Source organism: bacterium, from assembly GCA_031082185.1.
Taxonomy (GTDB): Bacteria; Sysuimicrobiota; Sysuimicrobiia; order Sysuimicrobiales; family Humicultoraceae; genus VGFA01.
On record JAVHLI010000001.1, the window covers coordinates 299,863 to 319,229 of the forward strand.

18 protein-coding genes are annotated in these 19,367 nt (G+C 68.1%); 8 read left to right on the forward strand and 10 right to left on the reverse strand.

Translation table 11 applies throughout. The features are described from left to right. Window positions 1-29 precede the first annotated feature (29 nt). The 3 genes from RDU83_01560 (at window position 30) to RDU83_01570 (ending at window position 2,527) form a co-directional block, all read left to right on the forward strand. Window positions 30-311, forward strand: a complete 282-nt coding sequence (locus tag RDU83_01560) for a type II toxin-antitoxin system HicB family antitoxin (protein MDQ7839697.1) — start codon at window positions 30-32, stop codon at window positions 309-311. 126 nt (window positions 312-437) lie between these two features. Continuing rightward, a complete protein-coding gene (locus tag RDU83_01565) occupies window positions 438-1,355 on the forward strand; it encodes a DMT family transporter (protein MDQ7839698.1) in 918 nt (305 codons plus the stop codon). Further along, window positions 1,352-2,527, forward strand: coding sequence for an aminotransferase class I/II-fold pyridoxal phosphate-dependent enzyme (locus RDU83_01570; GenBank protein MDQ7839699.1), 1,176 nt, complete (start codon window positions 1,352-1,354; stop codon window positions 2,525-2,527). Before RDU83_01565 ends, RDU83_01570 begins: the two co-directional genes overlap by 4 nt. Before the next feature lie 37 nt (window positions 2,528-2,564). Here the strand turns inward: RDU83_01570 and RDU83_01575 are convergent, their stop codons facing one another. After that, the gene (locus RDU83_01575) at window positions 2,565-3,299 is read right to left on the reverse strand and encodes an HAD family hydrolase (protein ID MDQ7839700.1); all 735 of its coding nucleotides are present in this window, start codon (window positions 3,297-3,299) and stop codon (window positions 2,565-2,567) included. Between the two features lie 16 nt (window positions 3,300-3,315). Then, the gene (gene ade, locus RDU83_01580; GenBank protein MDQ7839701.1) at window positions 3,316-5,052 is read right to left on the reverse strand and encodes an adenine deaminase; all 1,737 of its coding nucleotides are present in this window, start codon (window positions 5,050-5,052) and stop codon (window positions 3,316-3,318) included. A gap of 102 nt (window positions 5,053-5,154) precedes the next feature. Between ade and RDU83_01585 the strand changes: the two genes are divergently transcribed. The 5 genes from RDU83_01585 to RDU83_01605 are packed head-to-tail and all read left to right on the forward strand — an operon-like array spanning window position 5,155 to window position 11,593. Continuing rightward, entirely contained in the window at window positions 5,155-6,021 is an 867-nt protein-coding gene (locus RDU83_01585) for an FAD binding domain-containing protein (GenBank protein ID MDQ7839702.1), read from the forward strand. Beyond that, complete coding sequence (locus RDU83_01590) at window positions 6,015-6,488, forward strand: (2Fe-2S)-binding protein (protein MDQ7839703.1); 474 nt, start codon at window positions 6,015-6,017, stop codon at window positions 6,486-6,488. Before RDU83_01585 ends, RDU83_01590 begins: the two co-directional genes overlap by 7 nt. After that, window positions 6,485-7,879: an 8-oxoguanine deaminase gene (locus RDU83_01595; protein MDQ7839704.1), complete on the forward strand. Its 1,395-nt coding sequence runs from the start codon at window positions 6,485-6,487 to the stop codon at window positions 7,877-7,879. Before RDU83_01590 ends, RDU83_01595 begins: the two co-directional genes overlap by 4 nt. After that, window positions 7,876-10,221 carry a xanthine dehydrogenase subunit D gene (gene pucD, locus RDU83_01600; protein ID MDQ7839705.1) on the forward strand — a complete coding sequence of 782 codons (2,346 nt, stop codon included), beginning with the start codon at window positions 7,876-7,878 and terminating at the stop codon, window positions 10,219-10,221. Before RDU83_01595 ends, pucD begins: the two co-directional genes overlap by 4 nt. Before the next feature lie 22 nt (window positions 10,222-10,243). Then, on the forward strand, window positions 10,244-11,593 hold the full coding sequence (locus RDU83_01605; protein MDQ7839706.1) for a M20/M25/M40 family metallo-hydrolase: 1,350 nt from the start codon (window positions 10,244-10,246) through the stop codon (window positions 11,591-11,593). Here the strand turns inward: RDU83_01605 and RDU83_01610 are convergent. The 8 genes from RDU83_01610 to xdh all read right to left on the reverse strand — a co-directional run bounded on the left by RDU83_01610 (window position 11,590) and on the right by xdh (window position 19,366). Next, window positions 11,590-11,781: a hypothetical protein gene (locus RDU83_01610; GenBank protein ID MDQ7839707.1), complete on the reverse strand. Its 192-nt coding sequence runs from the start codon at window positions 11,779-11,781 to the stop codon at window positions 11,590-11,592. The genes RDU83_01605 and RDU83_01610 overlap by 4 nt on opposite strands. A 7-nt stretch (window positions 11,782-11,788) precedes the next feature. Next, on the reverse strand, window positions 11,789-12,013 hold the full coding sequence (locus RDU83_01615; protein MDQ7839708.1) for a DUF433 domain-containing protein: 225 nt from the start codon (window positions 12,011-12,013) through the stop codon (window positions 11,789-11,791). Between the two features lie 117 nt (window positions 12,014-12,130). After that, entirely contained in the window at window positions 12,131-12,757 is a 627-nt protein-coding gene (locus RDU83_01620; GenBank protein ID MDQ7839709.1) for a cysteine hydrolase, read from the reverse strand. Window positions 12,758-12,768: 11 nt separating this feature from the next. Beyond that, entirely contained in the window at window positions 12,769-13,545 is a 777-nt protein-coding gene (locus RDU83_01625; GenBank protein ID MDQ7839710.1) for an ABC transporter permease, read from the reverse strand. Between the two features lie 7 nt (window positions 13,546-13,552). Continuing rightward, the gene (locus tag RDU83_01630) at window positions 13,553-14,359 is read right to left on the reverse strand and encodes an ABC transporter ATP-binding protein (protein MDQ7839711.1); all 807 of its coding nucleotides are present in this window, start codon (window positions 14,357-14,359) and stop codon (window positions 13,553-13,555) included. Then, a complete protein-coding gene (locus RDU83_01635; protein MDQ7839712.1) occupies window positions 14,356-15,369 on the reverse strand; it encodes an LLM class flavin-dependent oxidoreductase in 1,014 nt (337 codons plus the stop codon). Before RDU83_01635 ends, RDU83_01630 begins: the two co-directional genes overlap by 4 nt. Beyond that, entirely contained in the window at window positions 15,366-16,706 is a 1,341-nt protein-coding gene (locus RDU83_01640) for an amidohydrolase family protein (GenBank protein MDQ7839713.1), read from the reverse strand. Before RDU83_01640 ends, RDU83_01635 begins: the two co-directional genes overlap by 4 nt. A gap of 8 nt (window positions 16,707-16,714) precedes the next feature. Next, window positions 16,715-19,366 carry a selenium-dependent xanthine dehydrogenase gene (xdh, locus tag RDU83_01645; protein ID MDQ7839714.1) on the reverse strand — a complete coding sequence of 884 codons (2,652 nt, stop codon included), beginning with the start codon at window positions 19,364-19,366 and terminating at the stop codon, window positions 16,715-16,717. Window position 19,367 lies beyond the last annotated feature (1 nt).

Genomic DNA, 19,367 nt, shown 5'->3' on the forward strand with positions numbered 1-19,367 from the left:
CGTTAGTATTCTCGGAGGGCAGACACATCATGGCGAAGCGAAGAAAGGAACTCAAGCTGACCGTGATCGTGGCAGAGTCTGCAGACGGCGGCTACGTAGGGTACGTGGAGGAATTACCGGGGAGCGCCACTCAAGGCGAGACCATGGAGGAACTCCAAGAGAACATGCGGGACCTGATTCCATCCTTCATCGAAGCACTCGTTATGGAATCCCGCGAGAAGCAGACCTGTCAGACCATGGGCAAAGTGGTCCAGCGGAAGACCTACTCATTCTCAGACAGGAGGGTGGAAATCCTCCCGTTCTCGTTGTGATTCCCGACCACCGAAAGGTGAAGCGCGAGCTTCTGGCTGCAGAGCTGACACACGCTGGAATCGAGCACAAGGCGTTCGCGAAGGCGTTTCGAGGCAAGTAACCCCCCTTCCTATGATGCTAAGATCATGAGCGCCGCCTCCGCCAGCGGGCCATCAGTCCTGCGTCGACTCTCCGCCGATCTCGCCCTGCTGGCAATTGCGGCGCTCTGGGGTCTGACCTTTCCGCTGGGCAAGATAGTTCTGGAGACCCTGACGCCGTTTGCCTACATGGCGGTCCGGTTCAGCTTTTCGTCGCTGGTGCTCCTCCCCTTTATGCTACGCCGTGCTGCGGTGCTGGCCAGGCGTGACAGGACCGCGTCGGCCCTCCTGGGCGTAGTGCTGTTCCTGGGATTCGCCCTCCAGAAGATCGGTTTGAGAATCACCACCGCGTCGAAGGCCGGGTTCATCACCGGGCTTTCCGTGGTCATGGTGCCGGTAATCTGGGCGGTGTGGATGCGGCGGGTTCCGCACCAGCGCGTTACGACGGGCATCGCCGCGGCTACGGTTGGACTCGCGCTGTTGACGCTGAACGGAGCGATTGCGGTCAACGTTGGCGACCTGTTTGTGCTGGCATGCGCGGTGTGCTTCGCGATGCACATCGTCATCATGGGGAGGCTGGCGCCTCGCATGGATGCGATTACGCTGACCACGGTGCAGGTGGTGGTGGCCGCCGTCCTGAGCGTGCTGGCCGCGCTGACGGAGGGATCCCTGCCGGCGGTGGCTACCGCGGGCGCCCTTATCTGGGGCATGATCCTGTTCATGACGGTCACGGGCACGCTGGCGGCGCTGCTGGTGCAGTCGTGGGCGCAGCGGTTCACCACCCCGGCGCACACCGGACTGATGTTCGCGTTCGAGCCGGTTGCGGCCGCGATCGCCGCGTTCCACATCTTGGGCGAGGTCCTTGTGGGACGCCAGGCGTGGGGCGCCGCGCTGATCTTCATCGGGATTGTGATCGCCGAACTCAATCCGGGCCGGGCGGAGATCCCGGTGGAGGCCAGACGATGAGCAAGACCACAGGTTTTCAGACGCGCGCGATTCACGGCGGTACGGTGCGCGATCCGCTCAAGTCGGTGAGCCCGCCGATCTACCAGACCACCACCTTTCAGTTCGACTCGATGGCCGAGGGCGCCCGGCTGGGGGCCGATGCGGGCGGCGGCTGGTACTACACGCGCTGGGGCAATCCCACGACGCGACTCTTCGAGGAGCTGATGGCCGAACTCGAAGGCGGTGAGGACGCGCTCGCCACGGCGTCAGGCATGGGGGCCATATCCACGGCGGCGCTGGCGGTGCTGGAGCCCGGCGATCACGTTGTCTCCCCGCGCGCTGTGTACCAGGCCACGTTCACGCTGTTCCGTGAGGTGACCCCGCAACACGGGGTCGAGGTTACGTTCATTGATTCGGTTGACCCCGCGACCTACGAGCGGGCCGTGCGACCCAACACGAAGCTGCTATATATCGAAACGCCCAACAACCCGTTGATGCAGGTCACCGACATCGCGGCCATCACAGGCCTGGCACGGAAGGCCGGCGCTGTTACGATTGCCGACAACACCTTCGCGTCACCGTTCAATCAGACGCCCATCGCGCTGGGCGCGGACATGGTCGTGCACAGCGCGACGAAGTACCTGGGTGGCCACCACGACGTCACCGCCGGGGTCATTGTAGGAAGGCGCGACCTGGTCAAGCGGGCCACGCGCATGCTCCGGATTCTCGGCCCGGTGCTGGATCCGTTCGCGTCATGGCTGCTGGTGCGCGGGCTGCGGACGCTGGGACTGCGGGTGGAACGGCACAATCACAACGCGGCGCACCTGGCCGAGTTCCTGGCAGGCCACCCGCGGGTGGAACGGGTCCACTACCCGGGGCTGTCGTCACATCCCGATTACGTCGTAGCCGCGCGGCAGATGCGCGGATTTGGCGGGATGCTTTCGTTCGAAGCACGCGGAGGCTTCGAGGCCGGCGTGCGCACGGTCGAGGGCCTGCGGGTCGCCAGTTTGGCGGTCAGTTTGGGCGGCCACGAGACCCTGGTGACGCATCCGGCGTCAACGAGCAGCGTGGGGATTCCCAGGGAAGACCGGGAGCGGTCCGGGATAACCGACGGCCTGATACGCGTCTCGGTTGGGCTGGAGGACGTGGAGGACCTGATCGCGGACTTCGATCAGGCCCTCCGAGCCGCGTAGCCACTAGCGCGCTGGCCCGCTCCGCGCGGGCCGCGGCTCAGGCCCCCTGCCACGTCAGCAGAATCCTGGCCGCCTCTTCCAGCGACGCCGCCTCCGCATCAGGCTTCAGGTTGCGGTGGTTGACGTTGTCAGGGTTGGGCGTCATCGTCACGTAGAGCGTACGCATCCCGACGCCCTGCCCGCCGCCGATGTCGGCTTCCAGCGTATCGCCCACCATCGCGGCGCGCGCCGGCTCCACGCCCCAGAGGTTGAGCACCGAGTGGAAGATCGCAGGGTCGGGTTTGGTCCTGCCAAATCCTGCCGACGTTACCACGGGATCCAGGTACGGACCGAAGCCCATCCGCTCGACGATCTGCTCGATCAGCCAGTGAGAGGATGCGTTCGAGACGCACCCCAGCCGGAGGCCGGCCTTGCTCAACTGCTTCAGCATCTCCACCGCGCCCGGGAAGGCACGGTATCCTGCCAGTTCGGGCTCGAAGAACACACGCTCGGCGGCCTCGACAAACCCGCCTTCGGTCGTCCCCAGGTTCAGTTGATCGGCCGCCCGGCGGACCGCCTCCTGCGTCGTGTGCTGACGGCCGGTAGTTGAGGTCATCTTCCACATCCAGCGGCGGGCTTCACGGACCGCGGCGCCCAGCTCCGGTGGATGGCCCGATGCCCGCAGCCACTCCGTCAGGTGCGCGATGTTATCCCCTTCAGTCGTGGAGGGGTAGATAAGCGTACCGCCGATGTCGAAGATCACGGCGGCCAGCGAGGGAGATGTCGGGATCATACGGCGCGCGCAGGTATCAATCGAGGAACAGCGGAACCAGCTCGAACCTGTTCACGTCCACCAGTCCGCGGTCGGTGAGCTTCAGGTCCGGGATCACCGAAAGCGACATGAACGACAGCGTCATGAACGGATCCGCCAGGGGTACCCCGAGGCGTTGGGCCGCCGCCAGCAATGCCCGCTGCCCTTCGGCGACCCCGGCGAGCGGTTCGTCCGACATGAGGCCGGCTATGGGCAGGGGGAGTGACGTGATCTCCTCACCGTCCACGGCCACCAGCCCGCCCTGCATTTCGAGAACGCGCTCCACCGCAACGCGCATGGCTTCGTCGGAGGCGCCCAGGACGATCAGGTTGTGCGCGTCGTGGGCGATGGTCGAGGCCAGCGCGCCGCGCTTCAACCCGAAGCCGCGCACGAATCCAATACCGACCCGGCCGCTTCCGGTGTGCCGCTCGATTACCGCCAGCTTTATGAGATCCCTGCCGGGATCGGCGACCGCCTCGCCGTTGACGATGGTGATCTCTGCCTCACCGGCTCCGGTTACCAGTTGATTCGGAACCACCTCGATCACGCGCACGCGGCGGCCGCGCGCGGGTATGCCGAAGTGGAGGCCGCTGCGCAGCACGTTGACCGAGCCGCGCAGCATCGGCAGCTTCTCAGGCCGCTGGTAGGGCAGCAGCTCGCCGTCCTGGGCCACGAGGCGGCCGTGACGGTAGACCAGCCGGGGGCGCGGCGAACGGAGGTTGTCGAAGACGATCAGGTCGGCTAGCCGTCCCGGCACGACGGCTCCGCGGTCGCGCAGCCCGAAGTGCTCGGCGGTGTTCAGGCTGGCGAGCTGGAGCGCCAGGAAGGGATCGAGCCCCAGCCCGATCGCCTGTCGGACCATCGAGTCAATATGCCCCTCCTCCAGCAGGTGTTTCGGGTTGCGGTCGTCGGTCACGAAGGAGCAGCGCCAAGCGTTCCCGGGCGTAACCAGCGGCAGCAGGTCCTGGAGGTTGCGCGCGCCGGTGGCCTCGCGCAGCATGATGACCATTCCCCGCTGCATCTTCTCCCGGGCTTCGTCCACGGTCGTGCACTCGTGGTCCGAGCCGATCCCGGCCGCCGCGAGGGCGTTCAGGTCCATGCCCCTGATCCCGGGCGCGTGGCCGTCAATCGGGCGGCCGGCGGCCGAGCGGATCTTGGCGACCACGTCCTCGTTTGAGTCCAGCAGGCCCGGGGAGTTCATCATCTCCGCCAGGCCCAACACCCACTTGTCCTGCATCAGGGTCTCGATGTCGTAGGCAGAGACCTCCGCGCCCGCGCTTTCCATTGGGCTGGCCGGGACGCAGGACGAGGCCATCAGGAACACGCTGAGAGGGTTGTACTTGGCCCCCTGCAGCATGTAGCGTATGCCGCTCATGCCCAGCACGTTGGCGATCTCGTGCGGATCGGCGATCACGGTTGTGGTGCCTCTGGGCACGACCGCGCGCGCGAACTCCGGGACGCTCAGCATCGCGCTCTCGATGTGCACGTGTCCATCAATGAACCCGGGAGCCAGGTACGATCCTCCCAGGTCGCAGACCGCACGGGCTCGATACGCGCCACGGTCCGGACCGGCGGCGATCCCGGCGATCCGGTCGCCGAGGATGGCGACATCGGACTCCATCACGTCGTGGTCGTACAGGTCTATGACGCGCGCGTTGGTCAGAAGAAGGTCGGCGGGCTCCCTGCCCCTGGCGACCTGGATGAGCCGTGCGAGGTCCATTGTAACGAAATTCACCGGGTCGGTTCAGGGTTCCTGCGCCGCGGGCGGGTTGCCGCTGCCAGGCAGGGAAGGCCAGGCAGGAAAGCAGTCAGTTGCTCGTTGAACCGTTGAGAGTAGATGGACATTCTGCTTCCGCGCACGCTCGACGAGGCCCTCGGCTTGAAGTCGGACCATCCCGAGGCCGTTCCCTTTGCCGGCGGGACCGACCTGATGGTCGAGTTGAACCTCGGACGCCGCCTGCCCCCGATTGCCCTAGACATCCGTCGGCTTCCCGAACTGCGGCAGTGGCATTGTATTGACGGCACGCTCTTCCTGGGCGCCGGGATGACGTTCAGCCGGATTATCCGGGAACTGCCCGGATTCACCGCGCTGGCTCAGGCGTCGCGTTCGGTGGGTTCGCCGCAGATCCGCAACCGAGGCACGATCGGCGGCAATCTGGGCACCGCGTCTCCTGCAGGCGACGCGCTGCCCGTGCTGGCCGCGTGCGACGCTGAGGTGGTGCTCGCCAGATCCGGCGGAGGCACCAGGGCGCTCCCGTGGCACCGGTTCCTGGTCGGTCCCAAGAAGACCGCGATCGAACCCGATGAGTTGATCCTGGGCGCGCGCTGGCGCATCACGCGCGGCCCCGGTTCGTTCTCCAAGGTCGGCAGGCGCAACGCGATGGTTATCGCGATCGCGAGTCTGTGCCTGGTGCTGGACGAGGACCGGCGTGCCGTGCGGGTCGCGCTCGGATCGGTCGGCCCCACGGTCCTGCGGGCGCCCGAGGCCGAGGCCTTTGCCGCGGGCGCGCTGGATGCAGCAGGCGCCTGGGACGATCCGGTTGTGCCTGTGCCGCCGGGGGTGCTGGAGGCCTTCGGCGAGCGCGTAGCCACCGCGGCCAAACCGATTGACGACATCCGCGGCACCGCGGCCTACAGGCGCCACGCCTGCGAAGTGCTGGCGCGGCGGGCACTGCGCTGGGCGCTCGAGGATCGGCGATGCTGATTCGTTTGAAGGTCAACGACGAGTGGCGAACAGCCGAGGCGGAGCCCGGTGCAAGCCTGCTCAACGTGCTGCGCGAGCAACTCGGCATGCTCGGCACGAAGAACGGATGCGAGCAGGGCGAGTGCGGCTCGTGCTCGGTCTGGCTGGACGGCGAAGTGGTGTGCTCCTGCTTGGTGCTGGCGGCGCAGGCGCACGAGTGCGAAGTGCGCACCGTGGAGGCGCTTGCCGGTCCCGAGGGGCTCCATCCGGTGCAGGAGGCGTTTATCGAAGCAGGGGCCGTCCAGTGCGGCTACTGCACGCCTGGGCTCGTCATTGCCACAGCCGACCTGTTGGCGCGCAACCCCTCGCCCAGCGAGGCAGACGTGCGGGAGGCACTGTCCGGCAACCTGTGCCGGTGCACCGGCTACGTGAAGATCCTCGACGCGGTGCAGCTGGCTGCCGAGCGCCTGCGCGGACGAACCGCATGAGTAGGGTTCTGATCGAATCGTGCGACGTTCTCGTCACGATGGACGACGCGGGCACCGAGATCCCCGGCGGGTCGCTCCTGCTCGAAGACGGGGTAATCACCTGGGTCGGGTTGGGATCCCCTCCGCAGGCGTCCCCCGGCGGCTCCATCGGCCCGATGGAGCGCGTGGACGGCCGCGGTCTGGTCGCGCTGCCCGGCCTGATTAACACGCACCACCACCTGTACCAGACGCTGACGCGCGTGCGCGCTCTCGACCAGGGCCTCTTCGGCTGGCTGCGCGCGCTGTATCCGGTCTGGGCCGGCATGGATCAGGAGTGGATGTTCGCAGCCTCGCGCGTGGGCCTGGCCGAACTGGCGCTCTCAGGCTGCTCAACGACAACGGACCACCACTACGTCTTTCCGAAGGCCAGCAACGGATTGGACCTACTGGAAGCAGAGATCTCCGCGGCCCGCGAGATCGGCCTGCGGTTCCATCCCTGCCGCGGATCGATGGATCTAGGCGAGTCCGAGGGCGGGCTGCCGCCCGACTCGATAGTGCAGGACACGGAGACGATCCTGGCGCAAACCGAGGAGGCCGTTGCTCGCTTCCACGACCCAGCTCCTGGGGCGATGCTGCGGATCGCGGTGGCGCCCTGCTCTCCGTTCTCCGTGACCGAGCGGCTGATGCGTGAGTCCGCGGCGCTGGCCCGCCGCCTGGGAGTCCGCCTGCATACCCACATCGCCGAGACCCTCGACGAGGACGCCTACTGCAAAGCCACCTATGGAAAGCGGCCCGTGGAGCTGCTCGAAGACCTTGGGTGGTTGGGTCAAGATGTCTGGCTGGCGCACTGCGTGCACCTCTCAGACCGGAACGTTCACCAGATCGCCCACAGCGCGACCGGTGTGGCCTGGTGCCCGACCTCGAACCTGCGCCTGGGATCGGGCATCGCACCTGTGCGCCTGCTCCTTGACGCCGGCGCACGGGTGGGTCTGGGCGTGGACGGATCCGCGTCCAATGACGGCGGGCACCTGCTGGCCGAAGCGCGCATGGGACTGCTGGTTGCCCGATCCGGCGGCGCCGCCGCGATGAGCGCTCGGGAGGCGCTGCGCGTGGCCACGCGGGGAGGGGCGGCCTGCCTGGGCCGCGATGACATCGGCTCGCTGCAGGTCGGGAAGCGCGCGGACGTGGCGCTGTTTTCGGTCGAGGGACTGGAGCACGCCGGCGCGGGTGCCGATCCCGTCGCCGCGCTCGTGCACTGCAGCCCACAGCGCGTGCGGCACCTGTACGTGGAAGGCCGGGCCGTGGTTAGGGATGCGCGCCTGGTCGGCGCCGATGAGGCCACGATCGCCTCGGAGGGCCGCCGAGCCGCGCTTCGGATCGCCGGCCGGCCCAGGGGGAGCGTTCAGGCATGAGCATCGGAACGGTGACAAGGACGCGGGGCGGAGTCGGCGAGAGCGTCCGCCGTGTGGACGGCGTCCCCAAGGTCAAGGGCGCGTTTCAGTTCGGGAGCGATCTCTGGGCCGAAGGGATGCTGTGGGGGCACACCCTGCGCAGCCCGCACCCGCACGCGTTGATCCGCTCGGTCAACGTCGCCGGTGTCCTGGACCTACCCGGCGTACACGCCGTGCTCCTGGCCGGTGACGTGCCCGGCAAGAAGAACTTCGGGCTGGAGTTCGCCGATCAGCCGGTGCTGGCAGGGGACCGCGTCAGGCACGTCGGCGAGCCGGTGGCGATCCTTGCGGCGGTGGATCCCGAAACCGCCAGGCGCGCGGCCGCGCAGATCGTCGTGGATTACGAGGTCCTGCCCGCGGTCACCGACATGGAGGCGGCCCTGCGACCCGAGGCGCCCCGGCTGCACGAGTACGGCAACGTGCTCCGGCACGTCCGCATCGTGCACGGCGATCCCGACGCCGAGGCCGAGGTGTGGGTCGAGGGGTACTACGAAACCGCGATGCAGGACCAGGCGTTCCTGGGCCCGGAGTCCGGCATGGCGATCCCCGACGCCGACGGCGGTGTGGATCTCTACGTAGCCACGCAGTGGCTGCACGTGGACCGCGAACAGGTGGCGCCCTGCTTGAACCTGCCCTCTGAGAAGGTGCGGCTGCATCTGGCCGGAGTGGGTGGCGCGTTCGGCGCGCGCGAGGACGTTAGCATGCACATTCATGCCTGCCTGCTGGCGCTATGCACCGGGAAGCCCGTGAAGATGGTCTACGGCCGAGAGGAGTCGTTCTTCGGCCACGTTCACCGGCACCCATCCCGGATCTGGATGCGTCATGGTGCCACGCGCGAGGGCCGGCTCGTCAACGTGCGAGCGCGGCTCTTGCTGGACGGCGGCGCGTACTCGTCGTCGGGATCGGCGGTAATCGGCAACGCCTCAACTTTCGCGACCGGGCCCTACGAGGTGCCCAACGCGCTCATCGAGGGCACGCGGGTCTTCACCAACAACCCGCCGTGCGGGGCGATGCGTGGGTTCGGGGCGGTACAGGTCTGCTTCGCGTACGAGGCGCAGATGGACAAACTCGCCAAAGCGCTGGGGATGGACCCGGTGGCGCTCCGTCTCAAGAACGCGCTTGGGGCCGGTTCGGTCCTGCCGACGGGCCAGGTCATCCGGGGTAGCGCGCCGGTGCGCGAGGTGATCGAGCGGTGCGCCGCGATCCCGATGCCGGTAGAGGAGAGGGGGCGCCGCGATCAGTTCTCCTACCCGGGCGGCGCCGGCAACGTCTCGCGCGGCGAGGCGCTGCTCCGTGGGGTCGGGTTCGCCGTTGGCTACAAGAACATCGCCTACAGTGACGGCTTCGACGACTCGGCGGAGGCGCGCGTCAAGCTGTTTGCCGGGCCTTCAGGGGCGATCGCCGAGGTGCACTCCGCCGCGGCCGAGGTGGGGCAGGGAGTGCACACGGTGCTGGCTCAGATCGCGCGCACCGAGCTGGGGGTTGAGCACGTCGTGCTGCACCCCTCGGACACGCTTGTGGGTTCGGCCGGGTCCACATCCGCATCCCGTCAAACCATGATGTCGGGCGGAGCAGTGCAACTGGCCTGCCGGGCGATCAGGGAGGAGTTGTTCCGGCGCGCCGGCCTCAGCGCTGAGACAGGCGATGTCCTGGAGGGTCCGATTGAGATGTACCTCGACGAGCCGATCGAGCGCACGCGCGTCTACCACCACCGCGCGACGCGCGAGATGGACGCCATGGGGCAGGGCGACCCTCACGTCAGCTTCGCCTTCGCGGCGCAGCGCGCGGTGGTGGAGGTGGACGAAGAACTGGGGCTCGTCAGGGTGGTACAAATCGCCACGGCGCAGGACGTGGGGTGCGCGATCAATCCGCAGGCCGTCTACGGGCAGATCGAGGGCGGCACGGCCATGGGGCTGGGGTTTGCCCTGATGGAAGAGGTTCAGGTGCGGGAAGGTCGCATCCTGAACGCTTCCTTCACCGACTACCTGATACCCACGATCCTGGACATGCCGCCGGTGGAGGCGGTGCTGGTCGAGGAGCCCGAACCAGGGTCGCCGTTCGGCGTCAAGGGCGTGGGCGAGCCGCCCACCGTGGTCTCGACCGCCGCAATCGTAGCCGCGCTGCGCAACGCCACCGGCAGAGAGCTGAACCGCGTTCCGGTCCGGCCCGACGACCTGATCGGCCTCACCCGGCCGGCCACCTCATCCGGCCCGCCGCCTGCGCCCGACGTGCCGGGTCCGAAGGCGGTCCCGCACTACTGGGGCCTGACCCACGGGCAGGGGACGCTGATGGAGCCCGAGTAGGCCAGAGCCCCAGGAGGATCCCGTGTCCGTCCTCGAACATCCCGCCGAACTGCTTCGGCGCCTGATCCAGTTCGACACCACCAACCCGCCGGGCAACGAAGCCGCCTGCGTCGGCTACATCAACGACCTGCTGACCGCAGCCGGTTTCGAGACCACGCTTCTGGCCCGCGATCCCGCTCGGCCCAACCTGATCGCGCGCCTGGCCGGCGAGGGCAGTGCGCCGCCGCTGCTGCTCTACGGGCACGTGGACGTCGTGACCACCGCCGGGCAGGTCTGGCAGCACCCACCGTTCGAGGGCCGCATGGTGGACGGCTTCGTCTGGGGCCGCGGCGCCCTGGACATGAAGGGCGGCGTTGCGATGCTGCTTGCCGCGCTCCTACGCGCCCGTGCCGAGGGCCTGCGGCCGGCCGGCGACGTGGTGCTGGCGATCCTCTGCGACGAGGAGGCCAACGGTGAATGCGGCGCCCGCTTCCTGGTCGAGAACCACGCAGGGCTGTTCGAAGGGATCCGCTACGCCATCGGCGAGTTCGGTGGGTTCAGTATGCCGGTCGGCGGCCGGACGTTCTATCCCATACAGGTCGCCGAGAAGCAGATCTGCCGGTTGAGGGCGACGATTAGCGGGCCCGGCGGGCACGGTGCCCTGCCCATGCAGGGCGGCGCCATGGCGTCGCTCGGACGCGTACTGAGGGCATTGGACAGGCGCCATCTGCCGGTGCGCGTGACTCCTGTGGCCCGGCAGATGATCGAGGCGATCGCCGGCTCACTGCGGCCGCCGTCCAGTTGGATCCTGCGCGCTCTGCTGAACCCGCGTCGCGCAGACGGCGCGCTGGCGCTGATGGGTGAGCGCGGCCGGATGTTCTCCTCGCTGCTGCGGAACACGGTAAACGCGACCATCGTGCGCGGCGGCGAGAAGATCAACGTCATCCCCAGCGAGATCCTCCTTGACATGGATGGGCGGCTGCTGCCGGGGTGCACACCGGATGACCTGATTGCCGAGCTGCGCCCGATCGTGGGGCCCGACGTCGCCCTGAACGCGGTCGGCGAGCCGGGTGTGGTCCGCCACGGCCCCGGCTCCGCGTCACCCGACATGGGGATGTTCGGTCTGCTTGCGGGGATTCTACGCGATGCGGATCCAACCGGCATCCCGGTGCCGTATCTCATGGCCGGCGCCACCGACGGGCGGTTCTTTGCACGGCTGGGAATCCAGACGTACGGCTTCCTGCCGATGCGCCTGCCCGAGGGCATGAACTTCTCGCGCCTCGTGCACGCGGCCGACGAGCGGATTCCCTCCGATGCGGTCGAGTTCGGCGCGCGGGCGGTCCTGGAAGCTCTCAGGAGGTTCGGGAGGGCGCGCTCAGTTCCAGTTAGTTAGGCACCAACCCGCTGGATTTCACCAGGGCGCACAGCTGCCAGGGCCCGTAAGATGGCATGGACCAGCGGCTGCAGCGCTTCGATGCGGTTACGGGCCAGCAGCTCGCCGTTCTCGAGGCCTTTCCAGCCCATCTGGGCGATCGTGCGGACCTCGTGGCCGGTGAGCTCAGCCACGAGGTCCCTGGGCACCTGTTCGTCAAGAAGAACGCGCAACGGCCATCAGGGCGTCGCGGGCGATCTCGAGGGCGCCGAGCGCCTGCTTGCGGCTGACCGTCGGATACTGATCAAGGAAGCGCTCCAGCGAGTCGCCAGCCTCCAGGCAGTCGAACAAGACCTGAGCGGGGACACGCGTGCCCACGAACACAGGCGTACCCCCGAGGATCTTCGGGTCGCTGTGAACAACCGCAGTCTTGGTGCTCATTGGACCGCTCCTATCATGGCTACTGCAAGATTATGCATCGATGGCAGCAAATGTGCCTACGTTGACTGGGGAGGACATGGACGCACACGCCGCAGCCAGCAGGCGGTACGCGCCCCATCAGGGCTGGCGGGCCTTCGCCTCGTCGCGCCGGGCTCGGAGCCTCCTGCCCAGCCGGCGGGGTAGCGCCCAGACGATGTGATCGGTTGAGGAGACCTCGATGCCGACTGTCTCCATGTCGCGCAGATTGGCCTTGTGCGCTTCGGCATCGCCGGCCATGGTCGCATCCGACGCGACCACGACCTCAAGGTCAAGGGCGAGAGCGTCGTAAGCGCTGCACCGGATGCTGCCCAGGGTCTCCACCCCGGCCAGCACCACGAGCTCGACCTCCTGGGCCAGCAGCACGGTTTCCAGGTCGGTCTTGTGGAAGGCGCTCCACCGCTGTCTGTGCACTACCGCCTCACCGGAGACCGGCTCGAGCCCCTCGACGGGCGCATGCCCGCTCGTGCCCGGCACGAACGCGCCGCCGGAGCGGAGGAACCGGTCGCGCCGCGTGATCTCGATGTCAGTGCCGTCCGCCTTGTACTCCCGTGCCGAGTGGACGACCGGCAGGCCGTGCTTCCGGAAGGCATCCAGCAGCTTCTTGATGTTGGGAATCACGCCCACAGCGCCACGCACCTCGAATGCCGCGCCCGGCAGGCAGGAGTCGTTCTGCATGTCAATGATGAGCAGCGCTGGATTACCCATGGTTCCTCCCCTCAGACGGTCAGGGCCGGTCCCCGGTAGGCCCAACTCGTCAGGCGGTGCTCTATGATCGCAAAGAACGCGAACAGCGCCACGCCCATTGCGGCGACCACGATCAATCCGGCAAACACGAGCGGCACCTCGAAGCGCGAGCTGGCCGCGATCATAAGGTAGCCGATGCCCTTGTTTGCTGCTACGGTCTCCGAGATCACCGCGCCCACGAATGCCAGCGTGACCGAAACCTTGAGCGACGCGAAGAAGTAGGGCAGCGATCGGGGAATGCCAACCTTAAGGAAGATCTCGCGCTTGGACGCTCCCAGTGACCGCAGCACGTCCTGCAGCTCCGGTTCCAGCGTGGCCAGCCCGGTGGCCACGTTCACGACGATCGGGAAGAACGAGATGAGGAACGCGGTGAGGATCGCCGGGATCGTGCCGATTCCAAACCAGATTACGAGCACGGGCACGATCGCCGCCTTGGGCACGCTGTTGAACGCCACCAGCAGGGGATAGAGCGCCCGGTACACCAGCGTTGAGTAGCCGATGGCCAGTCCCAGCCCCATTCCTCCGGCGAGGGCCATGGCGAATCCCACCAGGGTTGTGTACAGCGTCTGCGAGGCGTTGAACCAGATGGCCTCGCGCCACTTCACCAGCGCTACCCACACTGCGGTGGGCCCGGGCAGGATGAACTCGGGCACGCGCAGCAAGGCGACCCCTGCCTCCCAGATTGCGAAGACGGCCACGATCACCACCAGCGGGGGCAGCCACTCTGTCAACAAGTTTGAGCGCTTCATCGTCCGCTCACCGTCCCAGCACCTCGCCGATCTGGCGCCTGATCTCGTGATACGTCTCCGTGAATTGCGCGCTGAAAGTATCCTCCAGCGTGCGCGGGCGCGGAACGTCCACGGTGGTACGGGACACTATCCGCCCAGGGCGCGTGCTCATCACGTACACGGTGTCCGCCAGGAACACTGCCTCACGCAGGTCATGGGTCACCAGCAGCACGGTGAACCGCCGCTGCATCCACAGGTCCTGCAGGACCTGCCAGAGTTCCTCTCGGGTGAAGGCGTCCAGCGCGCCAAAGGGCTCGTCCAGCAGCAGGATCTCCGGATTGTGGATCAGGGCGCGGCACAGGCTGGCCCGCTGCTGCTGCCCTCCGGAGATCTGCCAGGGGTGGCGGTCGTCGAACCCACTCAGGCCGACCGACGCGAGCAACTCCCGCGCCTGCGCCACGTACTCCGAGCGGTGGCGGCGGAACCGCTGCTTGTGTGGGGCGACGACCTCCATCGGGAGCAGGACGTTGTCCATGACCTTGCGCCAGGGGAGGAGGATAGGGTTCTGAAATGCCATTCCCACGTTCTTTTGGGGGCCTCGCACCTGCACGTTCCCCACGCTGGCGCTGCCCTTCCCGGGCACGACCAGGCCGGCCAGGACCTTGAGCAGAGTGGTCTTGCCGCAGCCGCTGGGCCCAGCCACCACCACGAACTCGCCCCGCCGCACCGTGAGACTCACGTCCTCGACGGCGCGGACCGCCTGGCCCTCGTGTTGGTAGTCCAGCGTGACGTTATCGAGGCGGACGAAGGTCTCTTCAGCGGTGAGGTTGGTCAAAACCGTCCCTCTGCGAAGGCATCAATCATGGCGCGCACGTCGTCTCCAAGGGGATACAGGATGGGGCAGGTGCACCCGGCGGCCACGTACTCACGGACCTTGGCGCGGCACTCCGCTGGGGTGCCCGAGGCGGTTATCATCTGGACCACTTCGTCGGGCACCAGGCGCATTGCCCTGTGGATCTCCTCCGGCCCGGCCGGCCAGGTAAGCTCTTTGCCGATCTCGTCCAGCAGCGCCGGGTTCACCCCGCTGGCCTTCATGATGTGGGGCTGCTGGCCGAGGTACTGCGTCACCAGTTCGCGGGCGCGGTCCAGTGCCAAAGAGCGATCCTCGTCCAGGGAGCAGACCACGAGCTGGGGCCGGTCGAGGTCCTCGACCCTCCGCCCGGCCCTGGCGGCGCCGGCGGCAAGCGCTTCCATCGCCGTCTTGTTGTAGCCGGGGCTGACCAGGTAGTTCAGCAGCACGCCGTCGGCGATCTCACCGGTCAGCTCCATCATCTTCATGCCCGTCGCGCCGATGTAGATGGGCACCTTCTTGGGCGAACGGTCGCCGTGCACGATGTCGAGCTCGATGTCGGTGACGTGCACGAACTCGCCGTGGTAGGTCACCCTCTCCATGGCCAGCAGCCGCCGGGTGACCTCGACGACCTCGCGCATCGCCTGCAGCGGCTTGCGCCGGTTCACCCCGACCTTTGTGGCCAGCGGCTCCCACCAAGCGCCGACCCCGAGCATTACCCGGCCCGGCGCCAGGTCGTCGAGGGTGGAGAACGTTGCCGCCAGCAGTCCCACGTTGCGCGTCCAGAGGCTGACGACCCCCGAACCCACCTTGATCCGGTCGGTGACCGCCGCGAACGCGGCCAGCGGGATCGTGGCCTCGCGGACCAGGCGGCTCTCCGCCTGCCACACCGCCTCGAACCCGCGCTCCTCGGCGTACCGCACGTACTCCATTCCTTGGCGAATGGGATGCTTGTCCTGCAGGTACAGGGCTACGCGTCCGCCGCCTGGTGTCATGGCCTCGGTCCTCCTGCGGGTTCGAACTCGTGGGGTCCTATCTCCTCGAGGCGGCGCCACAGCCGCTCTGTCTGCGTTCTTGCCTGCGCGGCAAGCCGGTCCTGGTCTACCTTTGTCAGCCGCCGATCCGCCACCACGATCTCGCCGCCCACAACAACGTCGCGCACGTGTCGCGCCGAGAGGCCGAAGATCCAGTGGCCGGCCAGGTTGCCCTCGTGCAGCGGCGTTGGGGTAGGGTAGTCCAGCACCGTGATGTCTGCCGGCGCGCCGGGCTCGATTCGGCCCAGCGCGGGTTCGCCCAGGATCCTCCCGGCCATGCGCGCGCCTGCGGCCATGCGCTGGAGCGGCCATGCGAAGTCGAGGAAGAGATCGTCCTCCCGGGCCCGCCAGTACGCGGCCGCCGATTCGGCGAACATGTCGGCGCCGATGCCGTCGGTGCCGAGCACCACGCGCTCTCCGAGGCGGCCCACCCGCGCGCGGCCGACCGAGTTGTTCATATTGGACCGCGCGTTGTGCGCCACGGTCGCTCCGGAGCGGAGAATCGCGGCGATCTCGCCATCGTCCACGTGCACGCAGTGGACCAGGATTGCCCGATCATCCAGCGCGCCGGCATCGGCCAGCCGGTGCACCACGCGCCGGCCAAAGCGGGCCAGGGCATCGCGCTGGTCTGCTCCGTCTTCGGCCACGTGGACGTGAACGCCTGCGCTTGCCTGGCGCGCAAGCTCGACACAGGCGGCCAGCGTGTCCGCCGAGAGAGTGAACGACGCGTGCGCGCCCACCAGGCCCATTGCCAGGGGCCGCTGCGCGGCCAGGAACCGCCGGTTCTCCTCGACCCCGGCGCGCGCACGTTCGGGCCCATCGCGATCGGTGACCTCGTAGCAGAGAACCGAACGCAGGCCGAGTTCGCCGAGCGCGTCCGCAATGACATCGAGCGAGCCCGCGATGGCGTAGGGCGAGGCGTGGTGATCAACGACGGTGGTTGTGCCGGAAAGCAGCGCGCTCATCGCGCCGGCCAGTGCCGACGCGCGGACCGTCTCCTCGTCCAGGACCCGGTCCAGCCGCCACCAGACGCGCCGGAGGATCTGCGTGAAGTTGGCCGGCGGCTCCAGGCCGTAGGGCATGCCTCGCGCCAGCGCAGAGTATAGATGCGTGTGCGCGCAGACGTTACCAGGGATGATCAGGCAGCCCGAGCAGTCGCGGCGCGGAAGACCCTCCGGAGCCCGGCCGACCGCGGTCACCCGGCCTCCCTCGATCAGCACGTCGGCCTGGAGAAGCGCTGGCGCGTCCAGCGACGCAAGCACGGTACCGCCGGTCAGGGCGAGACCCATCTCAGGCATTCTCAACCTCACACACCCTCAACGCGGCCGGGCCGCGCCCTTTTGGGCACGAACCCTCGGGCCGCGGGAGAATCCTTCATGGGCAGCCGGGTCCGGCGAATGCCGTCATAGGACCACAGCGCGCCGGCGATCGCCGCGGCCGTGGGGATGTTGCCGATCTCTCCAACTCCCTTGGCCCCGTATGGTCCCTCGGGCTGGAACTCCTCGACGAAGATGCACTCAACCGCAGGCATCCCCACCGCAGGCACGATGCCCAGCGACTTGAGGGTGTCGGTCACCGGCACCCCTCCCTCCAGCACCAGTTCCTCGGAGAGCGCGTACCCCATCCCCATGTGGACGGACCCCTCTATCTGGCCTTCCAGCAGCGTCGGATTCATAACCCGGCCGACGTCGTGGGCCGCGATCACCCTGGCCACCCGCCCGTCATCGTCGAGGATTGCTACCTGGGTGGCCCAGCCGTACGCGAAGTGCGTCACCTGATCCTCCACGCCCGGGGTCGGCTTGGAGGTCCAGTCAATCACGGTCTCGCCGTAGAACTCCTGCCCGGCCAGCGACTCCAGCCGAGCATCCCCGCTCCGTCCACCCCCGAGCCGACCGCCCCCGAGATGGCCACCCCCGAGCGCGGCCCGCAGGCGCTTCGCCGCCTCGATGACCGCCAGCCCGCCGAGGACCGTGGCGCGGGAAGCCGTGGTCTCACCGGTGCCCAACTCGCGCACCGTGTCAACCGCGACCGCCACCCGGTCGGGTGTCAGGCCGAGTTCCTCGCAGGCCACCTGTTGAAGGATGGTATGAACTCCCTGTCCCATCTCGGTCCAGGAGTGAAACACCGTGACCGTGCCGCCCTCCTCGACGCGCAGCACCGCCCTGCCGTACTCGGTCAGGCCGTTGCCGATCCCGGTGTTCTTTACGGCGCAGGCGATGCCGGCGTAGCGCGCCGAGCGAAAGGCGTCGCGCACCGCGAGCAGCGTCTTCTTGAGGCCGACGCCCGGCCCCAGCTTCTGGCCGGTGGCGAAGACGTCGCCGACGTCCAATGCGTTACGCCATCGGATCTCCCAGCGGTCTATGCCCACCCGCAGGGCCAGTGTGTCCATCATCGCTTCCATCGCGAAGCTGACTTGGTTGACCCCGAACCCGCGCATGGCGCCGGCGGGCGGGTTGTTGGTGAAGACCGCCCTTGACTCGACGTCCACGTTCGGCACGCGGTATGGGCCGCAGGCGTGGCCCGCCGCCCGCTCCAGGACTTTGTCCCCGACGCTGGCGTAGGCGCCGGTGTCCCCCACGATCCGCGCGCGCACCGCGAGCAGGCGTCCCGCCTCGTCGCAGCCGACCGTGTACTCCATGGTCATGGGATGGCGCTTGGGATGGAACCGGATGCTCTCCCGCCGTGACAGCGCCAGCATCACCGGCCGACCGGTCATCACGGCCAGCAGTGAGGCGTGCGCCTGGACGCTCAGATCCTCCTTGCCGCCGAAGCCGCCGCCGCTGGAAACCAGCGTGACCCGGACCCTTTCCTCAGGGAGCGCGAGCACCGATGCCACCTGCCGGCGGTCCTCCCAGATGCCCTGCCCCTGCGAGAAGAAGTGCACGCCGCCGTCGCCGGAAGGCACTGCCAGGCAGGCCTCCGGCTCGAGAAACGCGTGCTCGATGGATTGGGTGCGGAAAGTCTCCCCGGCTACGAACGCAGCGCCTGCGAGCGCCGCGCCCGCGTCGCCGCGCTGCACCTTCGTCACGGAGAGCAGGTTGCCCATTTCGTGGACCACCGGGGCGCCCTCGGCCAGCGCCTCGAACGGATCGGTGACCGGGGGCAGTACCTCGTACTCCACCTCGATGAGGGCCGCGGCCGCGCGGGCGGCGGCCCTGGACTCGGCCGCGACGACCGCCAGGATGTCCCCGACGTAGTTTGTGACCTCGCCCTCGGCCACGAACTGCCGCCAGTCGCTGAAGATCAGGCCCACCCGGCGCTCTCCAGGCACGTCGCGCCAGGTGGCCACCGCGACGACGCCGGGATGGGCGCATGCCCTCGATACGTCAATGCGCAATACCTTTGCCCGAGGGTGATCGGACCACCGCACGGCGCCGTGGAGCATGCCGGGTACGCGCATGTCGGCCACGAACGGCTTCTGGCCCAGCACCAGATCTCGACCCTGGTACCGCGCGGTGCGCGATCCCACCTTGCCGCTGCGATCGGGCGCAGGAACCGGTTCCCCGCGCCGCGCCCCGGCGGCGTAGCTGATGGCGTCAATGATCTTGATGTAGCCGGTGCACCGGCAGAGGTTGCCGGCCAGGGCCCTGGCGATCTCCTCGCGAGAGGGATCGGGATTACGGTCCAGCAGGGATTCGGCCTTCATCACGATGCCCGGTGTACAGAATCCGCACTGGGACGCGCCGGAGGCGACGAAGCAGTCCGCCCACTGCGCGCGGTGCTCCTCGGGCAGTCCTTCAAGCGTGGTGACCTGCCGTCCGGCGGCCCTCTCCGCCGGCTGGGCGCACGATACCACCGCCCTGCCATCCAGGAGCACCGTGCACGCGCCGCAGGAGCCCTCCGGTGCGCACCCGTCCTTCATCGAGGTCAGGCCGCACTGCTCGCGGAGCACCTCCAGCAGGCTCGCGCCCTTGCGGGCTTCCAGCGAGACCTGCCGTCCGTTGAGCGTGAACTCCACT